The organism is Roseinatronobacter alkalisoli, assembly GCF_028745735.1.
Taxonomy (GTDB): domain Bacteria; phylum Pseudomonadota; class Alphaproteobacteria; order Rhodobacterales; family Rhodobacteraceae; genus Roseinatronobacter; species Roseinatronobacter alkalisoli.
The window spans coordinates 28,478-53,061 of the sequence record NZ_JAQZSM010000013.1 but is presented as its reverse complement, the minus strand read 5'-3'; the positions used below and the strand labels follow the sequence as shown (position 1 = coordinate 53,061).

The following is a 24,584-nucleotide window of genomic DNA, read 5'->3' as shown; positions in this document are numbered from 1 at the left end:
GTGGATAATAGTCAGAATACCTGACATATTTCCATTTATTTTGTTTGACAGTCGAAAAATATATGGCCATTATTCCCCTGTCTGGCCGCAGCATCAGACTGCGCGCCAAGATTTGTTCAGGGAGGAACGTATGCAACGAATTCTGACAGCGGCTATTGTCGCAACCCTTGGCTTCAGCACATCCGCATTGGCCCAGTCACTGACTGTTGGCGTAAGCTGGTCCAACTTTCAGGAAGAGCGGTGGCAGACTGATGAAGCTGCAATCCGCGCCGCGCTGGAAGCTGCGGGGGCCACCTATATTTCATCTGATGCGCAATCATCATCTTCCAAGCAATTATCAGACATCGAAAGCCTGCTGGCGCAGGGCGCGAATGCCCTGATCGTTCTGGCGCAGGACGCCGCCGCCATTGGCCCCGCCGTGCAGGCCGCAGCAGATGAAGGGATCCCCGTCGTCGCCTATGACCGCCTTATTGAGGACAGCCGCGCGTTTTACCTGACCTTCGACAATGTCGAAGTGGGTCGCATGCAGGCGCGCGCCGTTCTGGAACAGGCGCCAAACGGCAACTATGTCATGATCAAAGGTTCGCCCACTGACCCCAACGCAGACTTCCTGCGCGGTGGCCAGCAGGAAATCCTGCAAGACGCGATTGATGCTGGCGACATTACCATTGTCGGCGAAGCCTATACCGATGGCTGGCTGCCTGCCAATGCGCAGCGCAACATGGAACAGATCCTGACTGCGCAGGACAACAATGTCGATGCGGTCGTGGCGTCCAATGACGGCACCGCTGGCGGTGTTGTCGCTGCACTCACCGCGCAGGGCATGGACGGAATCCCTGTATCCGGCCAGGATGGCGACCACGCCGCGCTGAACCGTATTGCACTTGGTACGCAAACGGTTTCCGTGTGGAAAGACGCGCGTGATCTGGGCCGTGCAGCAGCTGAAATTGCTGTGCAACTGGCTGCCGGCACCGAAATGGCCGATATCGAGGGCGCAGATATGTGGACCTCGCCCGCAGGCACTGAAATGGTCTCGATGTTCCTGGAACCTGTTCCGGTGACAGCGGATAACCTGTCGGTTGTCGTCGATGCAGGCTGGATCAGTCTTGAAGCCCTGTGTCAGGGTGTCAGCAGCGGCCCCGCGCCCTGTAACTGATCCCTGCACGAAGCGAATCAGACGGGGCGGCATGCGTGCCGCCCCACCGTCGATATGCTGGCCCGCCGCATATTGGTCCTTGCCAGTGCACCCGCCGCGATCAGCTGCACGGCCACGACATTCAGGACATTTCCCCATGAGCACCCCCAACACAGCGAACCGCGCATTATCCGGCGCGGACAAGGCGAAGAAAACGCGCCTGATCGATGCACTGGAACTGGATACCCGCCTGCTGGGCATGATCGGCGCCTTTATTCTGGTTGCCGTCGTGTTCAATGTCCTGACGGACGGGCGTTTCCTGACCCCGCGCAATGTATTCAACCTGACCATCCAGACCGCCAGCGTCGCCATCATGGCCACTGGCATGGTGTTCGTCATAGTCACGCGCCATATCGACCTGTCGGTGGGCGCGCTGCTGGCCACATGTTCGGCGGTCATGGCGATGATGCAAACCGCATGGCTGCCGCAGTTTCTGGGCCTGCCGCTGGGTCATCCGCTTATCCCGTGGCTGGCAATCGGCGCGGGCATTCTGACCGGCGGGCTGATCGGGGCGTTTCAGGGCTATCTGGCGGGGTATCTGTTGATTCCGGCCTTCATTGTCACGCTGGGGGGCTTGCTGGTCTGGCGCAATGTGGCGTGGTATCTGACCAATGGCCAGACCATCGGCCCGCTGGACCAGACCTTCCAGATGTTCGGCGGCATAAACGGGACCATGGGCGAATTCTGGTCATGGGTCGTGGGCATTGTTGCCACATTGGCCGCGCTGGCCGCACTCTGGTCGAAACGGCGCGACAAGCTGCGCCATGATTTCCCCGTGAAACCGCTTTGGGCCGAAATGGCATTGGGCGCGATCATTGCAGGTGCCATTCTGGGGCTGATTACGGTGCTGAATTCCTATCAGGTGCCCGCCGCGCGCCTGCAACGCGAATTTGCCGCCCGTGGTGAAACCATGCCGGACGGGTTTACCGCCGCTTATGGCCTGCCGATTTCGGTGCTGTTGCTGATTGTCGTGGCTATTGTCATGACAGTCGTTGCCCGGCGCACGGCGCTGGGGCGCTATATCTTTGCCACTGGCGGGAACCCGCAGGCGGCGGAATTGTCGGGCATCAACACCCGCCTGCTGACGGTCAAGGTGTTTGCCATCATGGGCGCGCTTTGTGCCATTTCGGCGGTCGTGGCCTCGGCCCGTCTGACCAACCATTCCAATGATATCGGCACGCTGGACGAATTGCGCGTCATCGCGGCGGCCGTGATCGGCGGCACAGCACTGGCAGGTGGTATCGGCACGATCTATGGCGCAATCCTTGGCGCGCTGATCATGCAGTCGCTGCAATCTGGCATGGCCATGGTGGGCGTGGATGCACCCTTGCAGAATATCGTTGTGGGCAGCGTTCTGGTTCTCGCCGTGCTGATCGACATCATCTATCGCCGCCGCACAGGAAAGGGCTGAACCATGACCCGCACACCACTTGTTGAAATGCGCAATATCTCGATTGCCTTTGGCGGCGTGCAGGCGGTTGATGATGTGTCAATCGATCTGTATCCCGGCGAAGTCGTGGGCCTGCTGGGCCATAACGGCGCAGGAAAATCCACGCTGATCAAGATCCTGTCGGGGGCATATAAGGCCGATAGCGGTGAAATCTGGATTGATGGCGTGCAGGCCACGATCAACAGCCCCCGCGATGCCCGCGACTATAACATCGAAACCATCCACCAGACGCTTGCACTGGCGGACAACCTGTCTGCCCCTGCGAACCTGTTTCTGGGGCGCGAATTGCGCACCATGTTCGGTTTTCTGGATGACAGCCGCATGGAGGCGGAAACCACCAAAATCATGGCGCGGCTGAACCCGAACTTTAAGAAAATCGCGGAACCGGTCAGTGCCTTGTCGGGGGGGCAGCGCCAGTCGGTTGCCATTGCCCGCGCGGTCTATTTCAACGCGCGTATTCTTATCATGGATGAGCCGACTGCGGCCCTTGGTGTGCATGAAACCAAGATGGTGGCCGATCTGATCATGGAACTGAAGGCGCAGGGGCTGGGCATTTTCCTGATCAGCCATGACACCCGCGAAATGATGGAACTGTGCGACCGTGTGAGTGTCATGAAAAACGGCCAGCTTATCGGCACCGAACGGGTCGAGGATGTGACGGAAGACGACATCCTGTCGATGATCATCATGGGCAAGAAGGCAGAACAGGCAGCATGATGTATCTGGGATTGGACCTTGGCACCTCTGGCCTGAAGGGGCTGGTCATTGATGAGGGCGGCGCGGTACAGGCCGAAGCCTCTGCACCGCTGCGCGTTGCACGCCCAGCCCCCGGTTGGTCGGAACAAGACCCCGCCGACTGGATCACGGCGGCGCAAGCAGTGTTGCGCGCCCTGTCGGCAAAGGTGGATATGGGCGCCATCGCAGGCATTGGCCTGTCTGGGCAGATGCATGGCGCCACGGCGCTGGACGCATCCGACAAGGTACTGCGCCCCTGCATCCTGTGGAATGACACCCGCGCCAGTGTGCAGGCAGCAAGACTGGACGCTGACCCGCGGTTCCGTGCCATCAGTGGCAACATCGTTTTTCCGGGCTTCACTGCGCCGAAACTGGTGTGGATGGCGGATGAGGAACCTGACCTGTTTGGGCAGGTGGCCAAGGTTTTGTTGCCAAAGGATTATCTGCGTCTGTGGCTGACCGGGGCGCATGTTGCCGAAATGTCGGATGCTGCGGGCACAAGCTGGCTGGATGTGGGCGCGCGTGACTGGTCGGATGATCTGCTGGCCGCAACCGGGCTGGGCCGCGACCAGATGCCCGCGCTTGTCGAAGGGTCCGCGCCTTCTGGCGGGCTGCGCGACGCGCTTGCGCAGGAATTCGGGCTGCGGGCGGGTATTCCCGTGGCGGGAGGGGCGGGCGACAATGCCGCAACCGCCATCGGGCTGGGGATCGCGCGGGGCGGGCAGGGCTTTGTCAGTCTCGGCACCTCGGGCGTGCTGTTTGCCGCAACGGATGGCTATGCACCCGCGCCGGAAACCGCGGTACACACGTTCTGTCATGCGCTGCCAGGCACATGGCACCAGATGGGTGTCATTCTGGCAGCCACTGATGCGTTGAACTGGTTTGCAGGAATTGCGGGCGCAAGCGCAGAAGATCTGACGGCCGGTCTGGGTGAATTGCAATCTCCGGGCCGGGCGTTGTTCCTGCCCTATCTGGGGGGCGAGCGCACACCGCTGAATGATGCGGGTATTCGTGGCGCGTTTGTGGGTCTGGACCACGCGACCGACCGTAACGCCGCCACCCGCGCTGTGATGGAAGGCGTGGTTTATGCGCTGGTGGATTGTCAGCAGGCGCTGGCGGCCACCGGCACGCAACTGGACACGCTTCTGGCCGCAGGCGGGGGCGCGCGGTCAGATTACTGGCTTTCGGCATTGGCAACGGCGCTGGACCTGCCGGTTCAGGTGCCGCAAGCGGGCGATTATGGCGCGGCCCTTGGTGCTGCGCGGCTGGGTCTGATGGCGGCAACCGGGGCAGGGGCGGACGCAATGCCACTGCCGCCCATCGCCCGCAGCTTTGACCCCGTCACCGACAGGAAACAGGCCTTTCAGGACGGCTATGCCCGCTTCCGCAAGGCACAAATGGCAATCAAGGAACTCTCATGACCGATTTCTTCAAAGGCATCCCGCAGATCACCTATCAAGGACCGGACAGCGACAATGATTTCGCGTTCCGTCACTATAACCCCGACGAAATCGTGCTGGGGCGCAGAATGGAGGACCACCTGCGTTTTGCCATCTGCTACTGGCACAGTTTTGCGTGGCAGGGTGGCGACCCCTTCGGCGGCCAGACATTCCTGCGGCCATGGTTCGGCGACAGCATGGAGAATGCGAAACTGAAAGCCGATGCCGCATTTGAAATGTTCCGCATCCTGAACGCGCCCTATTACTGTTTTCATGACGCCGACATGCGCCCCGAAGGCAGCAGTTTTGCCGAAACCACCCGCAATCTGGAAGAAATGACTGATTATTTCGCCGCCAAGATGGAAGCGGGCGGTCCGAAACTGCTATGGGGTACGGCAAATCTGTTCAGCCACCGGCGTTTCATGTCCGGGGCCGCCACCAATCCCGACCCTGATGTGTTTGCCTATTCCGCAGCCACCGTGAAAACCTGCATGGATGCGACCCTGCGTCTGGGGGGTGAAAACTATGTCCTGTGGGGCGGGCGCGAAGGGTATGAAACCCTGCTGAACACCGACCTGACCAAGGAACTGGACCATATGGGCCGCTTCCTGTCGATGGTCGTCGATTACAAGCACAAGATCGGTTTCAAGGGCGCGATTCTGATCGAACCCAAACCCCAGGAACCCACAAAACACCAGTATGATTATGATGTGGCGACCGTGTTCGGGTTCCTGCAACGCTTCGGACTGGAAAAGGAAGTGAAGGTCAATATCGAACAGGGCCATGCCATTCTGGCCGGTCACAGTTTCGAGCATGAACTGGCACTGGCCGCCAGCCTTGGTATTTTCGGCTCGATCGACATGAACCGCAATGATTACCAGTCAGGCTGGGACACGGACCAGTTTCCCAATAACGTGCCTGAAACCGCACTGGCCTATTATGAAATCCTGCGCGCGGGCGGGTTCACCACTGGTGGGACGAATTTCGATTCAAAACTGCGCCGCCAGTCGCTGGATGCCGAAGATCTGATCCTGTCACATGCGGGTGCGATGGACGTCTGCGCGCGCGGGTTGAAAGCCGCCGCCGCGATGCTGGAAGATGGCAGGTTGGAATCCGCACGCGCAGCGCGTTACGCAGGCTGGGCCAAACCCGAAGCGCAAGCACTTCTGAACAGCGATCTGGACAGTATTACCGCTGATGTGCTGGCGCGCGGCATTGACCCGCAGCCATCTTCAGGCAAACAGGAGAAGCTGGAAAACCTGGTCAATCGTTTCATGTGAACAGGCTTTCGGGTCTGCCCCTGCGCTGGGGTAGACCCACCCTCGGCGCATGTAATGTACCCCATAATCAATGTTATGTTAATTTATTAATTGGTGAGTCACGGGAACGCAACCCGTAGTTCTTGACACTTCTGCCTGCGTCGGCTTAGCTGAACCTATGGGGACCCGCGAGCTCCCCACGAGGCGCCAGCTGAAGATCGCGTTCCATATCACCCGCAAGACGGAGGAACGCACATGCCTGCGCCCAATGCCATTTCATTCGACAAACTTACCCGCATCATCGGAACCCCGCGCGCACCGCGCCTGCTCGATGTGCGGTCCGAGGAGGATTTCGCCGCCGATCCGCGACTGCTGCCGGGTGCCACGCGCGTCGACGATCAGGCGCTTGCCGCCCTCGCGCCACAGCTCGGTGGTCAGCCGTCAATCGCCGTTTGTCAGGCCGGTCACCGGCGCAGTCAGGGCGCCGCCGCCTGGCTGCGCGCCGAGGGTTGCTTCTCGGAATATCTGGAGGGTGGGTTCGAGGCTTGGCGATCCGCCGGGCTGCCGCTGATTGATCCGGCTAAATTGCCCGCACGCGATGCACAGGATCGCACCGTCTGGGTTACACGATCGCGCCCCAAGATCGACCGCATCGCCTGCCCCTGGCTGATCCGGCGGTTCCTTGATCCTCGCGCGATCATCCTGTTCGTCGCGCCGGCCGAGGTGGTGGGCGTCGCCGAGCGCTACAATGCCGCGCCCTTCGACATCGAGGATGTGTTCTGGAGCCACCGAGGCGATCTGTGCACTTTCGACGTAATGCTGGCGGAGTTCGGCCTGCGCATTCCCGCGCTCGACCGCCTCGCCACCATCGTGCGCGGTGCCGATACCGCCCGGCTTGATCTCGCGCCCGAGGCGGCCGGTCTGCTGGCAGTGTCGCTCGGCCTGTCGCGGATGTTCTCGGACGATCTGGAGCAGCTGGAAGCCGGGATGCTGCTTTACGACGCCTTTTATCGCTGGGCGCGGGACGCCACCAACGAGACCCATAACTGGCCCACCAACAAGCCGAAGGCAGAGTAATGCAGGACCGCCCCTACCCCACCCTAGCCGCAGCCATCCGCATCTGGGCCCGTATCGGCCTGCTCAGCTTTGGCGGTCCCGCCGGGCAGATCGCGCTCATGCACCGGATTCTCGTCGAAGAACAGCGCTGGCTGGGCGAGAAGCGGTTTCTCCATGCGCTTAACTACTGCATGCTGCTGCCGGGGCCGGAGGCCATGCAGCTTGCCGTCTATATCGGCTGGCTGATGCACCGCACGCTGGGCGGCATCATCGCGGGCGTGCTGTTCGTTCTGCCCGGCGTCGTGGCGATCATGGCGCTAAGTTGGATTTACGCACTCTACGGCAATGCCGGTCCGGTGGAGGCACTGTTCTTCGGGCTGAAGGCGGCGGTCCTTGCCATCGTAGTACAGGCAGTCTTGCGCATCGGTTCGCGCGCCCTGAAGAATGGCGCGATGCTTGCCATTGCTGCGGTGTCCTTCGTGGCGATCTTCGGTTTCGCTGTACCATTCCCGCTTATTATCCTGATTGCTGGCCTGACCGGGTACTTCGGCGCCCGGGCGGGCCTGCCCGCATTCCATGATGGCGGCGGACACGGGAAGGTGGGCAAGGTGCAGGTCGATGATGCCGATACCCTGCTGGGCGCGGAATCGCCGGAGCACACGCAGGTCAACCGCGCCTGGGCGTTTCGCATCTCGGCTGTGTTCCTCATGCTCTGGCTGACGCCGGTCGCGCTGCTGTTCGGCCTGCTGGGTCCGGCCAATGTGTTTTCTCAGATCGCGGGTTTCTTCAGCGTCATGGCGGTGGTGACCTTTGGGGGTGCCTATGCGGTGCTGGCCTATGTCGCACAGGAGGCGGTGCAGAATTACGGCTGGCTTGCCCCCGGCGAGATGCTTGACGGCCTCGGCATGGCTGAAACCACACCCGGCCCGCTGATCATGGTAACGCAGTTCGTGGGCTTCATGGGGGCCTTGCGCGAGGCAAGTGGCCTGTCACCCCTGATGGCGGCAACGCTGGGCGGGCTGCTGACGACATGGGTGACCTTCACGCCCTGCTTTCTGTGGATCTTCCTTGGCGCGCCCTTCATCGAGCGTCTGCGCGACAACAAGGTGCTGACGGCCGCGCTGACCGCGATCACCGCAGCTGTGGTGGGTGTCATCCTGAACCTTGCCGTCTGGTTCGGGATGCATGTTGTCTTCGATCAGGTCACGACCGTGACGGGCATCGGCCTCAATGTCGATGTGCCGGTGCTGGCTTCGGTCAATCTTCCGGCGCTGGTTCTGGTGCTGGCGGCAGTGGTCGCGGTGTTTCGCTTCCGGACCGGAACACTGACTGTCTTGTTGTCATGCGCAGCTGTCGGTGTGGCGCTGGGAATCGCGGGGCTGTTGTGACGCCGATGCCGCAAAACTCATGTTGTGCCACTTTCGGACAGGTTTGAGGGTATTTCGGGCCAATCGCGGGAACGGGGCGGTTTGACAGACATTGGACATGTCTGGTCAAGGAGGGTCTACCGCTGCAACAGAGATTGCAACGTCCATGCGCGCAACGTCCTCTTGCCGCGTCAGGAAACTGCCTGTCACCGGTGCGACCTGCATGATATGGCGCGCCACTGCCACTGGTATCAGGTTTCCCGCCCCGACCGCGCGGTTGGTCGGGTCGAAGGATATCCAGCCTGCACCGGGGACAAACACTTCAACCCAGGCATGAGTCGAACCCTGCCCCGCTGATCCGACAAGGTTTTGCAACGGGTCGAACATGTAGCCAGAAACAATCCGCGCCCCGAAGCCCAGCGTCCGGACCGCTTCGGCAAACAGAACCGCAAAGTCGCGGCATGACCCCCAGCCGCGATCCAGGGTTTCCAGCGGGCCCTGGGTGCCCATATCTTCGCGGATTTGATAGGATATCTGTTCGGAAACGCCGTTGCTGACATCCTTGAGCAACGACAGCGTATCAGTCGGTCTTTGCATCACGAAGCGTTCGACCCACGCTGACAGCCGCCCCGCGCTGTCGGCATATTGCGGAAGGGCCAGTGCGCCAAGATCGGTCTGGTCCTCGACAGAATAGCGGAACGGATAGGTCTGCGCCGATGCAGCAATGGCGAAAACGGGCCAATGCGGTGCGCTCAGGGACAGTGTCATTCTGCTTTCGATCACAAGATCAACCGCCATGGCACGAAAAACCGCTGTCGCGATGGAATTGCCGACGACGTCATAGGCCCATGTCACTTCGGCCGCGGGCGATATGGTCAGGTCAAATGACAACAGCTTCAGCTCGCGCGTTTCTCTGGGGCGCAGTATCATCCGGTGCGGACCCAGGGACACGGGGGATTGATACGCATATACTGTTCTGTGGATGATGCGGATTTCGGGCATGGCTAGCGCTGACGGTTCCCGTCACCGCGCGCGGGCAATCCCGACTTCCACTGCGCCGATCCTTTGCAGCGCGGGCAGATACGTTCACCGAAACCTTCGCTTTGAAAAACCGTCTTGCAGCGCAGACAGGCACGTCTGGTCGGCACGTCGCGCGGGGACCGGAAGGGATCGGGGTCGGTATTTTCCGGATAGGCGTCGGTCATAGCTTGTACTCCCCGCATCTGTTCAGGCGTGCCATATCAAAAAGCACACGCCGGATAAGAATTTGCACCTGACTATCCTGCGCGTCTGGCGTCGATGCGTAGCGCTCGATCAGGAAAATGGCTTTCTGGGAAACATCAGTCCAGCTATCTGCCGGTCCCGCCAGCATTTGCCTGTGAAAGGCCGCATCGCGTTCAGGCTGCCTGGCCAGACGGTCAGGACCGCAATACCCGCAGTCGTGACGCCGGAAAGAAACGGCAATCTGCGCATCAGGGCTGCGACGGGCGTCCAGATCCACGGGGTTGTCGGTCATGGGACGGCTTCCTGTCCTGTCAGCAGGCGCTTTTCTTCTTGCCGTGCTTCTTCCGTCCAGACCACAAAGCCTGTCATGGTGGCTGGCCCGAAGGTCTGTGTCAGGGGCACATCAGCGGCATCGCGGCCCCGCGCGACAAGAAACCGTGCGAAGCGGCGGGCATTGTTGCGCGGGTCAAACATGTGCCACTCGCCGTCCAGATACACCTCCATCCAGGCGGCAAAATCGCCTGCCGGATGCGGAAGCGGTTCGCCTATATCGCTCAGATACCCGGTGCAGTAGCGCGCAGGGATGTTCATGCAACGGCACAGCGTGATTGCCAGATGCGCGAAGTCGCGGCACACGCCAACACCTTCCGCCAGCGTTTGGGATGCTGTCCGCGTGCTCCGTGCGTGCTGATAACCGAAGCTGACTTTCGCCTGAACGAAGTCACAGATTGCCTGCACGCGCGCCCATCCGGCATTACCCTGACCAAACACCTGCCAAGCCTGCTCTGACAGCAGATCCGTGTCGCAATAACGACTTCCCAGCAGATAGACGAGCGTGTCAAAGGGCAGGTCCTGTACCGCATGCTGACGTGCGGACGGGGCAACAGGATCGGGCAGGCCGGAATCGTGAAAGACGCCGTTCGCCGACAGGGTGAAATCCCCCGCCGGGGCGAGCATGCGCGTACACCAGTTGCCAAAGCCATCCCGGTATCCCGCAAGCGGAATGCTGGGATCCGCAACAAGGTCATCCTGCTGTATCATGTCGTTGAAACGGGTATAATGGACATTCAGCATCGCAATCAGGGGTGTGGGTTGCGGGAACCGGAAACTCATCCGGCATCCAAGGCTTATCAGCATGATGCCCCCCCGGGAGTTCCCGCGTGAGTGAAACAATTGTGGCATAATATCAGGCCACATCGGAAGATTTCGGGCCAAGCGCGCCCAAAGGGGGCACTGCATTTTCAACAGGCGGCGGACCAACCGGTTCTGCGTCGCGCGATGGGGTTTGGCGTGGGGGCATCCCCTCGTTTTCGGCGCGCTGGACAGCGCCGACATCCGCCCTGTCGCGACGCCATTGCGCCTCGCTGCCATTGCGCGTGTCACTTTGGTTTGCACAGGCCACGCGGTTTGCGCGGGCACGAAGTTGCTGTATCTCAGCGTTTGTGATCCGCTCCGCTGTCATTACCAGCCGGACCATAAGATCAGCCAGCATCTTCACAACGAAAAAATCCACGACACTGCGCCCTGCCCGCTTGTTGCAGGCAAACACGTGTTCCAGACCCGACAGCGGTGCATTGCGTATGAGGGTTGCAGTATGGTCATCGATGGGGGCGTTTGACATGGGTTTTCCCACCTTTCGGGATCAGGGGTGCGGCAAAGTGATCGACCCAGTCAGCACAACTGTCCGCAGGACAAGACCTGCTGCCTCAGCCACCCACCCGAATACCGGCCATGTTGCCCAGAATACCAAAGGCACTGAGCAGCCACAGGATGACTGCGATCACGATGACAGCGTTCAGGATGGATTTGATCTTGCGATCCATCGGGATGTAAGTGTTCACCAGCCACAGCAGAACGCCGACAACAATAAGGGTGATGATCAGATTCATAAGTGGCATGTCTGGTATCCTTGTGCGATAACGCTGGTTCTGGCCATGGGTCGGGGCGTATGTCGATGCGTTTGGCGGCGCCCGACCTGCAGCCTGTATAAAACCCTACAACAGGCAGTCATTGTCGAAACTGATCGACGTTAGCGGCGGCGCGGTTATAGCCAGATAATGCCGCAATCATGCGGCGCACTGATCTGCATCAGCCGCAGCGGGCACGTTTTTGTCTATCATGGCGGGAGGAGGCCGGAGTGACCCCCTTCAATCAGGCGGTCAGGTTGGCGGATTGCCGCGTCACACAGCCCCGGATTTCACAGAAAGGGCGCATCGCATGTCCAGAATGGATTATTTCAGTCAGGGGGGAACCCCGTTCGATGGCTTCCTTTATGCCGAGCTGGGTCAGGACCGGGCGGGAAACACTGTCAGCGTCCTGTCCGCTCTGGCGCGCCTTGGCCGCGACCCCTGGGACGAAGCTGCGGAACTGTCCGCCATGTCCAGCGCTGTTGCGCAAACCCGTCTTGGGGTGCTTCTGGCCCGCTTTCACGATGTTCCCGCAGTTGACCGCGATCCGCGTGCAACCATTCCCCGGCTTGTCGCTTTACTGCCATCGTCCACCGCGCAGAAAACCGGCGCGGGCAATGTGCTGCCCGCCGGGGCAAAGGTGCCGGGAATTGGCGCGATCATTGCTGTGCTGATGATGGTGATCGTGTTTCTGTTGCAGACGTTCATCTTCGGGTCTGCCGGAACCGGTGATTGATGTATCAGGGATCGCTTCTTTGAAATTGCCCCACGTTCTTTCAGGCCGTGGTACGACCAGTCCATCCCCAACACCCCATGCAAGGACCAAAGAACATGGACAAAAACGCGAAGAAGAAGTCAACGACAAGCGGATCGAAAGGGGGGAAAATCCCCAGTGACTACAAGTCGCGCGAAGCCGAAGGCAAGCACAGCGCCGCAGACAGCAAGTTTCAAAAGCAGATCGGCAAGGCAAAAGATACCCTGCGCAAGGGTTGATATCGTCTGCTGAAAACCCCACCGCAATATCCTTCTTGCGGTGGGGTTATGTATATCAGTGACAGCAAGAATAATTTTAACGGCGCCGCACGGAATTCCCGCCGGCCAGTATTCCGTTGATCAAAGCTGCCACGGCGGCATGGATTTCCGCATGCTCTGCATCCGGGGAAAATTCATGTGCGGCAGCGGCGTCATGCAATATCCCGACGATCTCTTTTTCCGGCAGGACATTTCTGTCGTTCAACGCCAAAAGCAGCGACTCGCATATTGACAGGGCGGCGATTCCGGCAATCTCGTTTGGGACGGGCATGGGCGGTTTCGCTTTCTGTTTCAGGAGGGACAAGTCGGAACGTGTCGCAACAATAGACCCAGTCTGTTATACTGGACTGATACAAAGCAGCATGAGGCACAAGTTTTGCGGCTATTCGAACTGTAAGCCTCAGACCACCTTTCCCAGCTGGAAGCCGACATGTTTATCCTGCAAAGCCCCCTGACGCGAAAGCTGGCTGCCTTTGTCGCCTTGTCGGAAGCCGATCTTGACACGCTGGAACGTTTCCATCGGCGCAGGCGCAGCTTTCTGTCCGGGCATCAACTGATCCATGAAGGGCAGAAAAACCAGTCGGCCTTTATCCTGGCCGAAGGCTGGGCTTGCTCCTACAAGATGCTGCCTGACGGCGAGCGGCAGATCGTGGATTTCCAGGTTCCGGGGGATTTCCTGGGTCTGCGCAGTGTGCTGTTCCGCACCACCGATCACAGCGCTGAAGCTGTAACCCGGATAGAGGCATCCGAGGTGCGCGCCGCTGATATTCTTGATGGTTTTGCCAATGCCCCACGCCTTGCCACCGCTGTCTTGTGGGCAGCGTCACGCGATGAGGCGATGGTGGTGGAACATCTGGTCAATCTGGGCCGCCGGTCTGCAGAGGAGCGAATGGCGCATTTCCTGCTGGAACTGGGGGCAAGGCTGCAACTGGTGGGGATCGGCGACAAAACCGGCTTCGATTGCCCGCTGACGCAATATCATCTGGCCGACGCGCTGGGGCTAAGCGCGGTGCATGTAAACCGTGTACTGCGCCATCTGCGCGAGGAAGGGCTGGTAACGTTCCAGAAAGGCCGGGTCAGTTTCGACGATTTTGGCGGTCTGGTAACGCTTGCAGCATTCGACACCGACTACCTGGATCAGGACGGTCCGCTGTTGCGATGACATTCCCATGGGTAAACCGCTGGCAGAACATGGTCACTCTTGCGCGTTGATCAGACCAGCGCGTGCTTGGCTGCGTCATGCTTGCAGTCACATTCAACATCATTCCGGGCAGCCTGACGATGCATCATTTGCCCGGCATGGTAACTGATACAGGTTTGCATGCGGGGGATTATTTTCAAGCGCACTCTGGCCGGAATGAACGAAGCGGGCACGGGTTTTATCCCGGCCCGCCCTTCGACCTGTCAGTTTCTTGGGGTAATCACAATTTCAACCCGGCGGTTTTCAGCGCGCCCGGACACGCTGGCATTTGATGCGACAGGTTCATAAAAACCACGTCCGGCAACCACGATCCTGTTACTGCTGACGCCGTTCTGTATCAACACACGCGCAACTGCCATTGCGCGATCCTGGCTTAGCTGGTTGTTAAGCGCTGCGGACCCGACATTGTCGGTATGACCGACAACCCGGACGCCGGAATTGGGATGGCGGCGCAGACTGTCAGCGACCACCCGTAGCGCCGGGCGAAACCCGGTATCGACCACGGATGACCCGGTGCGAAAGGTTACGGATTCCGGCAGGATGACCCGCAGGTCGCTGCCGGTATTGGTGATTGCCGCGCCTGTACCGGCAAGTGACTGGCGCAACTCTCGTTCCTGTGCGGCCATACGCGCCCCGATGGCCCCGCCAACAGCGGCCCCGACCACCCCGCCAATCACGGTAGCACGCGTGTCGCCCCCGATGATCTGCCCTGCTGCGGCACCTGTCAGCCCGCCAATGACCGCCCCCGAAACGGGCTGATTGGCAGACCCGTCCTGATTTGTGCATCCCGCAAGGATCGAAATGGTCAGAATAGCTGTCGCAATTGGCTTTACATGGTAACCCATTGTCTTCTTCCTTCCAAAGGTGTCGCCTGGACAGAAACTGTCTGGCCGTAGCACCGAACTGCCATCAGCATGACACCAACGATCGATCCGCTTGCTGATCTGGGTTAACCTGCATGAAAACGCAGAAATCGATGACTAACGCGAACTGAGCTGATCGTTTTGACCAGCGCGCGCGCAGCAACGCCACCCCGGACCTTGCGGTGGGGCGCACCGGAATAAGTGGGGGATTATTGCTGAACCGGGGAAACCCGGTCCGCACCCGCCATGATTCCCCGTTCAACAGGGCCGCCAAGGATCATCTGCGTTCCATGCGGCGGGCATGAAATAGCCGGTTAGGCCCCCCCCTGCCCTTCCCCCCATAGCAGCGCACGTCCGCGCCGCTACAGCATCATTTCCCGGGGTGGCGCGTCTGCGTCATGGCTGGACGTGGCACCCACAGATCGGTTGGCAAACACCAGTTCAGGCATTGCCTTGCGCGGGCGCAGACCAACCGCATGGGCAGACCACATGTCCCGATCAGAAAGGCCCCATCAGAAAGGATAGTGCTGATGGGGGTCTTCGATGGTGATCCAGCGCATACTGGTAAATTCATTCATGCCCATCACCCCGCCGAAGCGGCCATGCCCGGAAGCCTTGACGCCACCAAACGGCATCTGTGCCTCATCCGCGACTGTGGGACCGTTGATATGGCAAATTCCGCTTTCGATACGTCCGGCCACCACTTGCGCGCGCCTGATGTCAGACCCATGGACCGCTGCGGACAGGCCGTATTCGGTGTCATTGGCCACGCGCACCGCCTCGTCATCACCACTCACGCGGATGATGGATTTTACCGGGCCGAAGCTTTCCTCGCGGTAGATACGCATCTGGGGGGTCACATGGTCCAACACGCCAGCCGGTACAATCGCACCTTGCCGTTCGCCCCCGGCCACCAGTTTCGCCCCCTTTGCCACTGCATCCGCGATCAATGCGTCGATCTTTTCGGCTGCATCCTCTGACACCAGCGCACCCAGATGCACTTTTTCGCGCGGATTGCCCGCAACCAGCGCGTTCGCGCGCGCGGCAAGTTTCCCGACAAATGCATCGGCGATCTTTTCGTCAACGATGATCCGTTCCGTTGACATGCAGATTTGACCCTGATTCATGAATGAGCCGAACACCGCCGCATTCACCGCGCCATCCAGATCGGCATCATCCAGCACTATCAGCGGCGCCTTGCCACCCAGTTCCAGCAGAACCGGCTTCAGGTTCTCACCGGCTAGGCGCCCGATGATGCGGCCAACAGCTGTTGAGCCGGTAAAATTAACATGCTTGATGCTGTCATGCTTTATCAATGCCTCGACCAGCGCGGGGGCATCTTCAGGGGCGTTTGTAATCACATTGACCACGCCAGCGGGAAATCCTGCTTCGGTGAAACAATCGCCGATCAGCGCGTGGGTGCCGGGGCACATTTCCGACGCCTTCAGAATGACCGTATTGCCACAGGCAATCGCCTGCGCAATGGCGCGTGTCCCCAGAATGACCGGCGCATTCCACGGCGCAATACCAAGGCACACCCCCAGCGGCTGGCGGACGCCCATGGCCGTGTTCCCCGGCTTGTCAGACGGAATGATCTCGCCTTTGATATGTGTGGTCGACGATGCCGCTTCACGCAGGATTCCGGCGGCGAACATGGTGTTGAATGCCCCCCACGGACCCGTGGCACCGGTTTCTGCGGTCATAAGTGCAGTAAATTCGTCGGCCTTGGACGCCATGATGTCTGCGGCCTTGTTCAGCAGACGCCTGCGTTCATTGGGACCGGATTTTGACCAGGTCAGGAACGCTTTCTGCGCGGCGCTTACAATGTCCGCAACGTCATTTCCGGTCGCGGCCGGGGCTGTTGTCGCGACATCACCTGTGACCGGGTCAATCCGTTCGAAGGTCCGGCCGTCCTTTGACCCGGCGGGGTTGCCGGCAATCAGCATATCAATTTTCATCGTGTTTCCAGTTCATAGCAGCAAGGGTTACAGTGTGGATGAGTGTTGCCAATTCCGCGTCAGCGCACAAAGGGGATCGCCAGTTGCGCGGCCTTGCATTCGGCAGTCTTGGGTGGACAGATTCCCCATTTGTCGACCCGGCCTTCTGGCCAGATCCAGTCCTTCGGGCCCCCGACCGGATAGCTGTCATCGACCAGCAGCACCTCGGCGGTATGTTCAATCACGATTCCGAACGGGTCGACAAAGTAGAAGAAAACGTTGTCGCCCGGTCCATGACGCCCCGGCCCCCAGCCAATGGCGAAGCCTGCATCACACATCTTGCCACCGGCGCGCATCATGTGGTCATAATGATCATGCAGGAACGAAACGTGGTTAAGCGTATTGATTTCAGCTTTTGCCAGCACCAATGCATGATGGTCATCATTGGTGCGCAGGAAGGCCATTGTGCCGTTGAAGTCAGTCTGCACCATGCCCATTCCGTCACGGTAAAACGCGATATCCGTGTCAATGGATGCGCTGTTGATGTTCACATGGGCCAGCCGGACCGGGCGCCAGTCATCATTGGCCAGCGGCACAGGGCGCGTATCCCCCTGAACGACGGCAATCCGCCGTCCGGCATGGTCCAGCACACTGAACCCGATGCCGCCCCCCGGATCTTTTTGCGGGGCAATGCCCTGTTCCGCCTGTGCCCCGGCGGCAATCATCGACGCGCGCAGATGTTCAAGATCAGTTGCCGGATCGGCGCGCCATGTGACCTGTTTGATACCCGCCTGCGGCCCTTGCGTCAGTGCCAGTACATAGGGGTCATCTCCGATACCGCGCAAGTACAGTGTGCCCGCATCCTCTGATACCGGCACCAAGCCCCAGATATCGGTGTAGAATTTGGCTGCACGCGGCAGATCAGGCACGATCAGCGCCACCGAACGCAACGCCTGAACAGGAAAACGCGTCGCCATCGCTCAGCCCTCCTGCATGACGCGGCTGACCAACCGGCCAATGCCGCTGATTTCCACTTCAATCTGATCGCCGGGCTTCAACCAGACCGGCGGGTTACGCTTGGCCCCCACCCCCCCGGGCGTGCCAGTTGCAATAACATCACCGGGTGCCAGCGGTGTGAAACATGAAATATAGGCAATGATCGCGGGAATCGGGAACAGCATATGATCAAGCGTGGCGCTTTGCATCACGGTGCCGTTCAGCGTGGCGCGGACCTCAACAGCGGACAGGTCGGGAATTTCGTCCGGGGTCACCAGTTCAGGGCCGAACGGTGCCGTGGCGGGAAAGTTCTTGCCGGGTGTGAACTGGCGCGTGTGCCATTGCCAATCGCGGACCGACGCATCGTTGAAACAGGCGTATCCGGCAACATACGCCATGGCCTCTGCCTCTGGAATGTTGCGCCCGTGCCTGCCTATGACCACGGCAAGTTCGGCCTCATAGTCCAGATCGCCGGAGATACCGGGCCGCATGATCGGATCATCCGCACCCAGAAGCGTGTCGGCGAAGCGCGTAAAGATCGAGGGATGATCAGTCCGCGCGCGCCCGGTTTCCACGCGGTGTGATTCATAATTGTGGCCCACGCACAATATCTTGCCCGGATTGGGAATCACTGGCAGCAGGTGCAGCGCTGCGCGGTTCAGTCGTGGCCCGGTGGCATCTTCGGCTGGCAGACCCTGCACCAGTGCGGTTTTCAGGTCGGGCGCATAGGCGGTCAGGTCGACAATTGTATCACCTGCAACGCGGCCCCAGCCGCCCTTGCCGTTATTGCGAAAACTCAGATAGCGCATAATCCTGCCTTTCAGCTTGTTGAATCGGGTAATGTCAGGGCCATGGCGGCAGCAATCTTGTCGGCACAGGTGTCAAAGCCCCGGGAATCCGGTGCCAGCGCGGCAACATAGAAATCCGGACGGACCAGCACCAATGCAGCGGCGCGCTGTGCGAACCATTCCGCCAACAACCCGTCTGGGTCCGGCAATGTGGCGACATCGATAACGCGCGCCCCGACCGCGGCCAGAAATGCACGCGCGCGCGGCCCCGGACTGGTCCCGTTTGCAAACAACCGCCAGCCGGTTCCGGCAAGATCGTCCAGCAACGCGCCATTGCCAGTCCGGGGGTTGATGAAACGTTCGCCCGCACCGGGCGCAATAATGTCAGACGTCAGCGGAGCAATCAGTTCGGCCGCAGTGCGCATGCCCTGTTCACTGCGGATGCGCCGGTCACGCGCCGCTGCCTTCTGGGGGTCCAGTTCGCAAATATAGCGCCCCGCATTGACGGCAGCGCCGATTACATGACGGACCTGCGCGTCCCGTTCGGTCTGATAGCTGTCAAACAGCGCCTTGTCCGCACGCCCTTGCGCCACCAGCGCCAACCGCCACGCAAGGCCTGCCACATCGCGCAGGCCATGGCACAATCCCTGACCAAAGAACGGCGGCGTCTGGTGGGCGGCATCACCCGCCAGAAAGACCCGGCCCACATGCCAGTGTTCGGCCACCAGGCCATGAAACCGATAGGTCGCAGCCCGGATGATCGTGTGCGGCGTCGCGCCGACCCAGGGTGCGATCATTTCCGATACACATGCCGGTTCCGCCATTGCCGCGTCATCTTCGTCCGGCAGCAGCATGAATTCCCAGCGTCGATGTGCGCCGCGGCCCGGAACAATCGTCGCCGGGCGCGATGGCACACACATCATACACGAAAGGTCTTGCAGGTTTGCGCCCTCGGGCACGCCTGTAAGCGGGGGAAAGATGATAGGCCCGTGAACCTCTGCATCGACCACAAGCCAGGGTTCCTCGAAATCCAGATCGTCCAACCGCACGCCCAAAGCTTTGCGCACCGTCGACCGTGCCCCGTCGCAGCCGATCACCCAACGCGCCCGCGCTTCCGTACCATCCGAAAGCGAAAGTGTCACGCTGTCGTCAGTTTGCACCAGCCCTTCGACAACCACACCAAGATCAAGCCGTACCTTGGGGAACCGCTCCAACCCCTTGCGCAAAACTGTTTCCAGTTCCGGCTGATAGAAGAAATAATCATTGGCATAGCCAAAGGGTCGTGGCTGCCCGGCGGCAGACAGGAACCGAATGACCCCGTGATCCGCGCCGAAATGAATATGGCCATCGCCGGCGCGCATCATTGGCAACAGCATGTCGCCCAATCCCACCGCAGCAAACAGCCGCAACATTTCATGATCGACATGCACCGCCCGCGGCAGGCTGTAGGGCGCAGGGTCGCGCTCTATTACCCGCACCGACAACCCGGCCTGCCCCAACAGGTTTGCCGCCAGCGCGCCGACCGGCCCGCCGCCAACGACCACCACGTCAAAAAGCGCAGCACCGGTCATGCCACCCTCCCCATTGCCGCAAAGCGGCTCATGGATGGGTGGGGCACATAGGCAGTGCGGCAATCCAGTACCGCCGGTAATCCGGATGCCAGCGCACGCCCGAATGCAGGCGCAAAATCATCCAGTTCTGTGACCACCTCTCCGTGACAGCCGAAGCCGCGCGCAATCGCTGCGTAATCGGTTCCTTCCAGTTCTGTGGCGAATTCAAACCCTGCCTTGGCCTGCCCGGCCCGTATCACGCCCCAGGCCGCATTATTGTGAATCACCACGATGATGTTCAGGCCGTTGCGCCGCGCGGTATCAAGTTCCTGAAGTGTAAATCCGAAACTGCCGTCACCGCAGACATTGACTACCAGTTTCTCAGGATTGCTGGCCTTGAGCGCCAATGCATAAGGCGTGCCAAACCCCAACTGCCCCATTCCCGGTTCATGAAACCGCTGGCGCACGTCATGGACGGGCAGGATATCATTGCTCCAGAATGTGGTGTGTCCGCCGTCGTAGACCACAAGCGAATCATCCGGCAACAAGCCAGCCAGGGCGCGGCTCAGATGAGCGGGGTGAATCCCCCCCTCCCCCCAGAGGGGGGTGCCACTGTCCATGGCGCCTTGATACTGTTTCCATTCCGCCCGTAGCCCGTCGCGCCAGCCAGCAACATCGGCAACCGGTTCCTGCTGCGGCAGCGCATCGGAAATTGCGCCAAGCGCGGCGCGGGCATCCGCCACGATCCCCAAAGCCACTGGCGTGACCATGCCAATCATCGCGGGGTCAATATCGACATGGATCAGCGCGGCATCCGGGGCAAAACCCGGCCCGGTGCCATGCCACATCCACGACGAAAACCGGCATCCCACTGCAAGGATGACATCTGCCTCGGCTATGGCGCGATTTATCGCTGTGCCCCCGATGACGCCCCCATGCCCGATATGCGCCAGATGGCCAGTAGGCACAGCGCCAATGCCCATCTGCGTCGCCATTGCCGGTGCATGCAAAGCTTCTGCCAGCGCCAGAAACTCTGCCGCCGCACCAGAAGTCACAACACCACCACCCGCAATCAGCAGCGGACGGCGGGCATTGCGAAGCATTTGCGCGGCGCGGGTTGAATCATCGGGGGCGGCGGGCTGCCGCGACAGGCTGCGATAGCGCGCAGGGCTGGGAAAATGGTCCTTGGTGAATGGCAGCGAAAGCCCCAGCATATCTGCGGGAATCGACACATGCACCGGACCGGGCCGCCCGCTCAGGGCCTCGCGAAAGGCTTTGTGCAGTACCTCTGGCACCCGTGCGGGGTCGTGAATACGTTGGCTAAACTTGGTAATGGGCCGGAACAGATTGACCAGATCCAGCTCCATCAGCATTCCGCGCGCGGGCTCGCTCAGATGCAGCGCATTGCTGGATGTTATGGCCAGCATCGGCAAATTGTCTGCATACGCACAGGCGATGCCCGTGGTCAGATTGCCGCCGCCCGGTCCCAACTCTCCCAGCGCGACAGCAATCCTGCCGGTGCCTGCAAAAACGCCTGCGGCCATATGCGCCGCCGCTGCTTCATGCCGGACCCCAATGAAACGCACGCTTTGCTGACGCGAGAGAGCTTCGAAAAGGGGCGCCAGCTTGCCACTGGCAATCCCAAAAGCAAAAGACACATCCTCGGCGGCAAGGCACCGCACGATGGCATCGCCAACTGTCATGTTCACGCAACTTCCCCCAGCAACTTATTCGGCGCCAACAGGCCGCCGATCTGCGCTGAACATTAAACACTCGTTTAATTATTGCAACTCAATTTTACACTGCCTGACTGGGAAGTCATACTTTAACTATCGCATTGGTCAACGCACCGGCGCGCGCATTCCTTCTATGAAGTAGTTAATCAGCTGCTTGCGCATATCCTCTCGGTTCATCGGGTCGCATCCGCCTTTTGAAATCAGATGCAGGCCCGGCGGGGCCGGACGCACACCGAAATAAAGCATGGACCCCACCATCGCGAACAGTCGCCAGGTGATGGTGTGCCGCGTCAGATGTGGCAGGCAGCGCTCCAGCTCGTCCAGAAAGGTTACGTTGACGGCAGTAAAGGCGCGCGCCGCGATCTGATCAAAAGCTTCCATCCGCTCCGCTATCATGACCGCATGCAGGCGGGAAAACACCCCGTCCGAATCAGTGTCAAACTGCGGATCTATCATAGGGGCAAGGTAAATTTCGACCACATCCTCTAGTTCCAGCCGTCCCAGCCGCCGCCGCTCCTGTGCCAGCCGCGTCATTCGATCAGCAACATTGTCGGCGGCATAGATGCGGATGACCTCTTCAAATAGCTGCTGCTTGCTGCCAAAATGATAGTTCACCAACGCCGGGTTTACCCCCGCCGCCTGCGCGATCTCCCGGACGGAGACGGCCTGAAAACCGTTATCCGAAAACAACTTGGCCGCCGCTTCAATCAACTTCGAACGCGTCAAGGCGGAATCGGCCTTGCGGCCCTCCCCATTGCTGCGGCCGGACGCACGCCTGGCGCCTGCTTTCCTGGTATCTTCTGTCATCATATCCTGTCCTGTAATTTTCCCATTGTGACCAGATACACGACAACTGCAATAACTTTTCCCTTGACGTATTGAACAATAGTTTTAAACATTTGTTTAATGATTGATCCGAAAATTGGCGATCAAGGGAGGAATACATGTCAGAGTATGCGGGCACCATCAGGTGCCGGTGCGGGCCTTGTTACGAAGGGGCGGCACCATGCTGAAGACTGCTATCAACGGAATTCAGTTTATAGCCGAGAGATTCGCCGCGCTTATCACCGTGGCCGCCTGCGTTGCGCTGGTCGTGGCCACGCTTCATATCGTGGCCGATGTATTCATGAGCCGGTTCTTCCGGTCGCCGATCATCGGCACACATGACATCGTGACCACGTATTATATGGTTTCGTTGTTCTTTCTGCCACTTGCCTATGCAGAAAGCCGCGGCGCACATATCAAGGCCGATCTGTTTTTCACGCCCCTGCCCTTCGCGGTGCGCTGGTGTGTGTCCATGGTGACCTATCTGTCGCTCAGCGGTTTTCTGTCGGTCCTGACATGGCAGATGACCCTGCGCGCGATACGTCAGACAAATATCGGGGACATGCGCCTGATCGGCGATTTCTATCTGCTGCTCTGGCCTTCTCGTTGGCTTGCCGTCCTGGGGATTGCGGCGTTCACAATCATTGCAGTGATCCGAACGCTGTCGCTGCTGGTCCCCGGTGGCTACGACAACCTGGAGCGGAGGCATGACGATGCTTAGCAATTTTGCAGTGGGTGCGATCGGCATTGCGGTCATGGTCGGCCTGATCGGTCTGCGGTTTCATATAGGGTTGGCAATGGCGCTGGTGGCCACGGTCGGCATAACCATCATTGCCGGGCCAAGGGTAACCTATACTGTGCTGCAGGTCGTTCCGTATGAATTTGCCAACAGCTGGGAATTTTCGGCGGTTCCGCTGTTCATTCTGATGGGCACGGTGGCCTATCGGTCAGGCATGACAACATCGCTTTTCAGAGCAGCGCGACTGTGGCTGTCATGGATGCCGGGCGGGCTGGCGGTTGCGGCGAATTTCGGTTGCGCAGGGTTTTCGGCGGCAGCAGGGTCAAGCGTGGTCACAGCAGTATCAATGGGCCGCATCGCAGTGCCAGAAATGCTGCGCTTTCGCTATGATCCGGCGCTGGCGACAGGCGTTGTCGCAGCCGCGGGCACACTGGGCGTTATGATCCCGCCGTCAATCCCGATGATCCTGTATGGCTATTTTGCAGAAGTTTCGGTGGCACAACTGTTCATCGCCGGTGTCCTGCCCGGCCTGCTGACTGCCTTTGTCTATACGGGCGTAATCGTGGTGCGGTGCTGGCTGAATCCTGATCTGGCCCCGCCGGTTCCCGATGACACTGACCGGCGCGAAAAATGGCGCGCGCTTGGCGAAACCTGGCCATTGCCCCTGATCATCCTGGTCGTGATCGGCACCATCTACACGGGCTTTGCTTCACCCACGGAATCAGCCGCGTTCGGGGCTGTGGCCGCAGTGGCAATCGCGACATTTCAAGGCAAAATGCAATGGGCGGTGCTGCGCAAATCCTTGTTGGAAACGATCGAAACCTCTGCGGCGATTTTCTTTGTGGTGATCGGTGCGATCCTGCTTACGCGCTTCATGGCCTTCTCGGATCTGCCGGAAACCATTGCGCAGATCGTTATTGAATATGGTGTCGATAAAATCACGCTGATCCTGGTGACGGGGCTGATCTTCCTGGTGCTGGGCTGCTTTCTGGACCCGATCGGCCTGTTGCTGCTGGCCCTGCCGGTATTCCTGCCGATCTACATCGCAGCCGACATCAACCTGATCTGGTTCGGCATCATATTTATCAAATACATCGAGATTGGCCTGATCACACCGCCCATCGGCGTAAATATCTTCGCGCTGAAGTCGATCCTGCCGAATGTCCCGATCCAGACGATCTTTCGCGGCGTCGCATGGTTTTTCGTCGCGGAGTTGTTCGTGCTGGCCCTGTTGATCGGCTTTCCGTCGATCTCGCTCTTTCTGCCAAGCCTGATGCGCTGACGC

The 24,584-nt window shown here is 59.9% G+C and carries 27 protein-coding genes; 12 read left to right on the top strand and 15 right to left on the bottom strand.

All coding sequences use genetic code 11. From position 1 onward, the window contains the following. Positions 1-130: 130 nt before the first annotated feature. From xylF to chrA, 7 genes are all read left to right on the top strand, one after another. Positions 131-1,156, top strand: coding sequence for a D-xylose ABC transporter substrate-binding protein (gene xylF, locus PUT78_RS13920; protein ID WP_274352878.1), 1,026 nt, complete (start codon positions 131-133; stop codon positions 1,154-1,156). Positions 1,157-1,292: 136 nt separating this feature from the next. Then, the gene (locus PUT78_RS13915) at positions 1,293-2,606 is read left to right on the top strand and encodes a sugar ABC transporter permease (protein WP_274352877.1); all 1,314 of its coding nucleotides are present in this window, start codon (positions 1,293-1,295) and stop codon (positions 2,604-2,606) included. Between the two features lie 3 nt (positions 2,607-2,609). Continuing rightward, positions 2,610-3,362 (top strand): ATP-binding cassette domain-containing protein, encoded by a 753-nt coding sequence (locus tag PUT78_RS13910; RefSeq protein ID WP_274352876.1) that lies wholly within the window; start codon positions 2,610-2,612, stop codon positions 3,360-3,362. After that, a complete protein-coding gene (gene xylB / locus PUT78_RS13905; protein ID WP_274352939.1) occupies positions 3,362-4,801 on the top strand; it encodes a xylulokinase in 1,440 nt (479 codons plus the stop codon). The genes PUT78_RS13910 and xylB overlap by 1 nt, the downstream gene beginning before the upstream one ends. Next, complete coding sequence (gene xylA / locus PUT78_RS13900) at positions 4,798-6,099, top strand: xylose isomerase (protein WP_274352875.1); 1,302 nt, start codon at positions 4,798-4,800, stop codon at positions 6,097-6,099. The genes xylB and xylA overlap by 4 nt, the downstream gene beginning before the upstream one ends. A gap of 234 nt (positions 6,100-6,333) precedes the next feature. Then, complete coding sequence (locus PUT78_RS13895; protein WP_274352874.1) at positions 6,334-7,155, top strand: sulfurtransferase/chromate resistance protein; 822 nt, start codon at positions 6,334-6,336, stop codon at positions 7,153-7,155. After that, positions 7,155-8,522 (top strand): chromate efflux transporter, encoded by a 1,368-nt coding sequence (gene chrA, locus PUT78_RS13890; RefSeq protein ID WP_274352873.1) that lies wholly within the window; start codon positions 7,155-7,157, stop codon positions 8,520-8,522. The genes PUT78_RS13895 and chrA overlap by 1 nt, the downstream gene beginning before the upstream one ends. Positions 8,523-8,627: 105 nt before the next feature. On the opposite strand, the gene PUT78_RS13885 is transcribed toward chrA, so the two are convergent. From PUT78_RS13885 to PUT78_RS13860, 6 genes are all read right to left on the bottom strand, one after another. Next, positions 8,628-9,503: a transglutaminase family protein gene (locus PUT78_RS13885; RefSeq protein ID WP_274352872.1), complete on the bottom strand. Its 876-nt coding sequence runs from the start codon at positions 9,501-9,503 to the stop codon at positions 8,628-8,630. A gap of 2 nt (positions 9,504-9,505) precedes the next feature. Further along, positions 9,506-9,706, bottom strand: a complete 201-nt coding sequence (locus PUT78_RS13880; RefSeq protein WP_274352871.1) for a zinc finger domain-containing protein — start codon at positions 9,704-9,706, stop codon at positions 9,506-9,508. Then, positions 9,703-10,017 (bottom strand): hypothetical protein, encoded by a 315-nt coding sequence (locus PUT78_RS13875; RefSeq protein WP_274352870.1) that lies wholly within the window; start codon positions 10,015-10,017, stop codon positions 9,703-9,705. The genes PUT78_RS13880 and PUT78_RS13875 overlap by 4 nt, the downstream gene beginning before the upstream one ends. Next, positions 10,014-10,862 carry a transglutaminase-like domain-containing protein gene (locus tag PUT78_RS13870; RefSeq protein WP_274352869.1) on the bottom strand — a complete coding sequence of 283 codons (849 nt, stop codon included), beginning with the start codon at positions 10,860-10,862 and terminating at the stop codon, positions 10,014-10,016. Before PUT78_RS13870 ends, PUT78_RS13875 begins: the two co-directional genes overlap by 4 nt. A gap of 49 nt (positions 10,863-10,911) precedes the next feature. Beyond that, positions 10,912-11,346 (bottom strand): hypothetical protein, encoded by a 435-nt coding sequence (locus PUT78_RS13865; protein WP_274352868.1) that lies wholly within the window; start codon positions 11,344-11,346, stop codon positions 10,912-10,914. Positions 11,347-11,431: 85 nt separating this feature from the next. Further along, complete coding sequence (locus PUT78_RS13860) at positions 11,432-11,623, bottom strand: Thivi_2564 family membrane protein (protein ID WP_274352867.1); 192 nt, start codon at positions 11,621-11,623, stop codon at positions 11,432-11,434. Between the two features lie 319 nt (positions 11,624-11,942). Here PUT78_RS13860 and PUT78_RS13855 point away from each other — a divergent pair, with 319 nt between their 5' ends. After that, positions 11,943-12,368 carry a hypothetical protein gene (locus tag PUT78_RS13855; protein WP_274352866.1) on the top strand — a complete coding sequence of 142 codons (426 nt, stop codon included), beginning with the start codon at positions 11,943-11,945 and terminating at the stop codon, positions 12,366-12,368. 95 nt (positions 12,369-12,463) lie between these two features. After that, complete coding sequence (locus tag PUT78_RS13850) at positions 12,464-12,625, top strand: hypothetical protein (protein WP_274352865.1); 162 nt, start codon at positions 12,464-12,466, stop codon at positions 12,623-12,625. Between the two features lie 76 nt (positions 12,626-12,701). Here the strand turns inward: PUT78_RS13850 and PUT78_RS13845 are convergent, their stop codons facing one another. Then, the gene (locus tag PUT78_RS13845; RefSeq protein ID WP_274352864.1) at positions 12,702-12,935 is read right to left on the bottom strand and encodes a hypothetical protein; all 234 of its coding nucleotides are present in this window, start codon (positions 12,933-12,935) and stop codon (positions 12,702-12,704) included. A gap of 159 nt (positions 12,936-13,094) precedes the next feature. Between PUT78_RS13845 and PUT78_RS13840 the strand changes: the two genes are divergently transcribed. After that, positions 13,095-13,826 carry a Crp/Fnr family transcriptional regulator gene (locus tag PUT78_RS13840; protein ID WP_274352863.1) on the top strand — a complete coding sequence of 244 codons (732 nt, stop codon included), beginning with the start codon at positions 13,095-13,097 and terminating at the stop codon, positions 13,824-13,826. Positions 13,827-14,068: 242 nt separating this feature from the next. Here PUT78_RS13840 and PUT78_RS13835 read toward each other — a convergent pair whose 3' ends face one another. The 8 genes from PUT78_RS13835 to PUT78_RS13800 all read right to left on the bottom strand — a co-directional run bounded on the left by PUT78_RS13835 (position 14,069) and on the right by PUT78_RS13800 (position 22,461). Beyond that, a complete protein-coding gene (locus tag PUT78_RS13835) occupies positions 14,069-14,710 on the bottom strand; it encodes a YiaD family glycine zipper/OmpA-like lipoprotein (RefSeq protein ID WP_274352862.1) in 642 nt (213 codons plus the stop codon). Between the two features lie 380 nt (positions 14,711-15,090). Then, positions 15,091-15,219, bottom strand: coding sequence for a hypothetical protein (locus PUT78_RS13830; RefSeq protein ID WP_274352861.1), 129 nt, complete (start codon positions 15,217-15,219; stop codon positions 15,091-15,093). Between the two features lie 21 nt (positions 15,220-15,240). After that, the gene (locus PUT78_RS13825; RefSeq protein WP_274352860.1) at positions 15,241-16,686 is read right to left on the bottom strand and encodes an aldehyde dehydrogenase; all 1,446 of its coding nucleotides are present in this window, start codon (positions 16,684-16,686) and stop codon (positions 15,241-15,243) included. A 59-nt stretch (positions 16,687-16,745) separates the two neighbouring features. Then, a complete protein-coding gene (locus PUT78_RS13820; protein ID WP_274352859.1) occupies positions 16,746-17,642 on the bottom strand; it encodes a VOC family protein in 897 nt (298 codons plus the stop codon). Positions 17,643-17,645: 3 nt separating this feature from the next. Further along, positions 17,646-18,470 carry a fumarylacetoacetate hydrolase family protein gene (locus PUT78_RS13815; protein ID WP_274352858.1) on the bottom strand — a complete coding sequence of 275 codons (825 nt, stop codon included), beginning with the start codon at positions 18,468-18,470 and terminating at the stop codon, positions 17,646-17,648. An 11-nt stretch (positions 18,471-18,481) separates the two neighbouring features. Beyond that, positions 18,482-20,020: a bifunctional 3-(3-hydroxy-phenyl)propionate/3-hydroxycinnamic acid hydroxylase gene (locus PUT78_RS13810; protein ID WP_274352857.1), complete on the bottom strand. Its 1,539-nt coding sequence runs from the start codon at positions 20,018-20,020 to the stop codon at positions 18,482-18,484. After that, positions 20,017-21,702, bottom strand: a complete 1,686-nt coding sequence (locus PUT78_RS13805; protein ID WP_274352938.1) for a thiamine pyrophosphate-binding protein — start codon at positions 21,700-21,702, stop codon at positions 20,017-20,019. The genes PUT78_RS13810 and PUT78_RS13805 overlap by 4 nt, the downstream gene beginning before the upstream one ends. A 138-nt stretch (positions 21,703-21,840) precedes the next feature. Beyond that, entirely contained in the window at positions 21,841-22,461 is a 621-nt protein-coding gene (locus PUT78_RS13800; protein ID WP_274352856.1) for a TetR/AcrR family transcriptional regulator, read from the bottom strand. 280 nt (positions 22,462-22,741) lie between these two features. Here PUT78_RS13800 and PUT78_RS13795 point away from each other — a divergent pair, with 280 nt between their 5' ends. Continuing rightward, on the top strand, positions 22,742-23,281 hold the full coding sequence (locus PUT78_RS13795; protein WP_274352855.1) for a TRAP transporter small permease subunit: 540 nt from the start codon (positions 22,742-22,744) through the stop codon (positions 23,279-23,281). After that, positions 23,268-24,581 carry a TRAP transporter large permease gene (locus PUT78_RS13790; protein WP_274352854.1) on the top strand — a complete coding sequence of 438 codons (1,314 nt, stop codon included), beginning with the start codon at positions 23,268-23,270 and terminating at the stop codon, positions 24,579-24,581. The genes PUT78_RS13795 and PUT78_RS13790 overlap by 14 nt, the downstream gene beginning before the upstream one ends. Positions 24,582-24,584 lie beyond the last annotated feature (3 nt).

What these genes read in the sequence shown, in the direction of transcription:
- xylF (WP_274352878.1), top strand. Translation starts at nt 131, where the DNA reads ATGCAACGAATTCTGACAGCGGCTATTGTCGCAACCCTTGGCTTCAGC.
- PUT78_RS13915 (WP_274352877.1), top strand. Translation starts at nt 1,293, where the DNA reads ATGAGCACCCCCAACACAGCGAACCGCGCATTATCCGGCGCGGACAAG.
- PUT78_RS13910 (WP_274352876.1), top strand. Translation starts at nt 2,610, where the DNA reads ATGACCCGCACACCACTTGTTGAAATGCGCAATATCTCGATTGCCTTT.
- xylB (WP_274352939.1), top strand. Translation starts at nt 3,362, where the DNA reads ATGTATCTGGGATTGGACCTTGGCACCTCTGGCCTGAAGGGGCTGGTC.
- xylA (WP_274352875.1), top strand. Translation starts at nt 4,798, where the DNA reads ATGACCGATTTCTTCAAAGGCATCCCGCAGATCACCTATCAAGGACCG.
- PUT78_RS13895 (WP_274352874.1), top strand. Translation starts at nt 6,334, where the DNA reads ATGCCTGCGCCCAATGCCATTTCATTCGACAAACTTACCCGCATCATC.
- chrA (WP_274352873.1), top strand. Translation starts at nt 7,155, where the DNA reads ATGCAGGACCGCCCCTACCCCACCCTAGCCGCAGCCATCCGCATCTGG.
- PUT78_RS13885 (WP_274352872.1), bottom strand. Translation starts at nt 9,503, where the DNA reads ATGCCCGAAATCCGCATCATCCACAGAACAGTATATGCGTATCAATCC.
- PUT78_RS13880 (WP_274352871.1), bottom strand. Translation starts at nt 9,706, where the DNA reads ATGACCGACGCCTATCCGGAAAATACCGACCCCGATCCCTTCCGGTCC.
- PUT78_RS13875 (WP_274352870.1), bottom strand. Translation starts at nt 10,017, where the DNA reads ATGACCGACAACCCCGTGGATCTGGACGCCCGTCGCAGCCCTGATGCG.
- PUT78_RS13870 (WP_274352869.1), bottom strand. Translation starts at nt 10,862, where the DNA reads ATGCTGATAAGCCTTGGATGCCGGATGAGTTTCCGGTTCCCGCAACCC.
- PUT78_RS13865 (WP_274352868.1), bottom strand. Translation starts at nt 11,346, where the DNA reads ATGTCAAACGCCCCCATCGATGACCATACTGCAACCCTCATACGCAAT.
- PUT78_RS13860 (WP_274352867.1), bottom strand. Translation starts at nt 11,623, where the DNA reads ATGCCACTTATGAATCTGATCATCACCCTTATTGTTGTCGGCGTTCTG.
- PUT78_RS13855 (WP_274352866.1), top strand. Translation starts at nt 11,943, where the DNA reads ATGTCCAGAATGGATTATTTCAGTCAGGGGGGAACCCCGTTCGATGGC.
- PUT78_RS13850 (WP_274352865.1), top strand. Translation starts at nt 12,464, where the DNA reads ATGGACAAAAACGCGAAGAAGAAGTCAACGACAAGCGGATCGAAAGGG.
- PUT78_RS13845 (WP_274352864.1), bottom strand. Translation starts at nt 12,935, where the DNA reads ATGCCCGTCCCAAACGAGATTGCCGGAATCGCCGCCCTGTCAATATGC.
- PUT78_RS13840 (WP_274352863.1), top strand. Translation starts at nt 13,095, where the DNA reads ATGTTTATCCTGCAAAGCCCCCTGACGCGAAAGCTGGCTGCCTTTGTC.
- PUT78_RS13835 (WP_274352862.1), bottom strand. Translation starts at nt 14,710, where the DNA reads ATGGGTTACCATGTAAAGCCAATTGCGACAGCTATTCTGACCATTTCG.
- PUT78_RS13830 (WP_274352861.1), bottom strand. Translation starts at nt 15,219, where the DNA reads ATGTGGTCTGCCCATGCGGTTGGTCTGCGCCCGCGCAAGGCAATGCCT.
- PUT78_RS13825 (WP_274352860.1), bottom strand. Translation starts at nt 16,686, where the DNA reads ATGAAAATTGATATGCTGATTGCCGGCAACCCCGCCGGGTCAAAGGAC.
- PUT78_RS13820 (WP_274352859.1), bottom strand. Translation starts at nt 17,642, where the DNA reads ATGGCGACGCGTTTTCCTGTTCAGGCGTTGCGTTCGGTGGCGCTGATC.
- PUT78_RS13815 (WP_274352858.1), bottom strand. Translation starts at nt 18,470, where the DNA reads ATGCGCTATCTGAGTTTTCGCAATAACGGCAAGGGCGGCTGGGGCCGC.
- PUT78_RS13810 (WP_274352857.1), bottom strand. Translation starts at nt 20,020, where the DNA reads ATGACCGGTGCTGCGCTTTTTGACGTGGTGGTCGTTGGCGGCGGGCCG.
- PUT78_RS13805 (WP_274352938.1), bottom strand. Translation starts at nt 21,702, where the DNA reads ATGACAGTTGGCGATGCCATCGTGCGGTGCCTTGCCGCCGAGGATGTG.
- PUT78_RS13795 (WP_274352855.1), top strand. Translation starts at nt 22,742, where the DNA reads ATGCTGAAGACTGCTATCAACGGAATTCAGTTTATAGCCGAGAGATTC.
- PUT78_RS13790 (WP_274352854.1), top strand. Translation starts at nt 23,268, where the DNA reads ATGACGATGCTTAGCAATTTTGCAGTGGGTGCGATCGGCATTGCGGTC.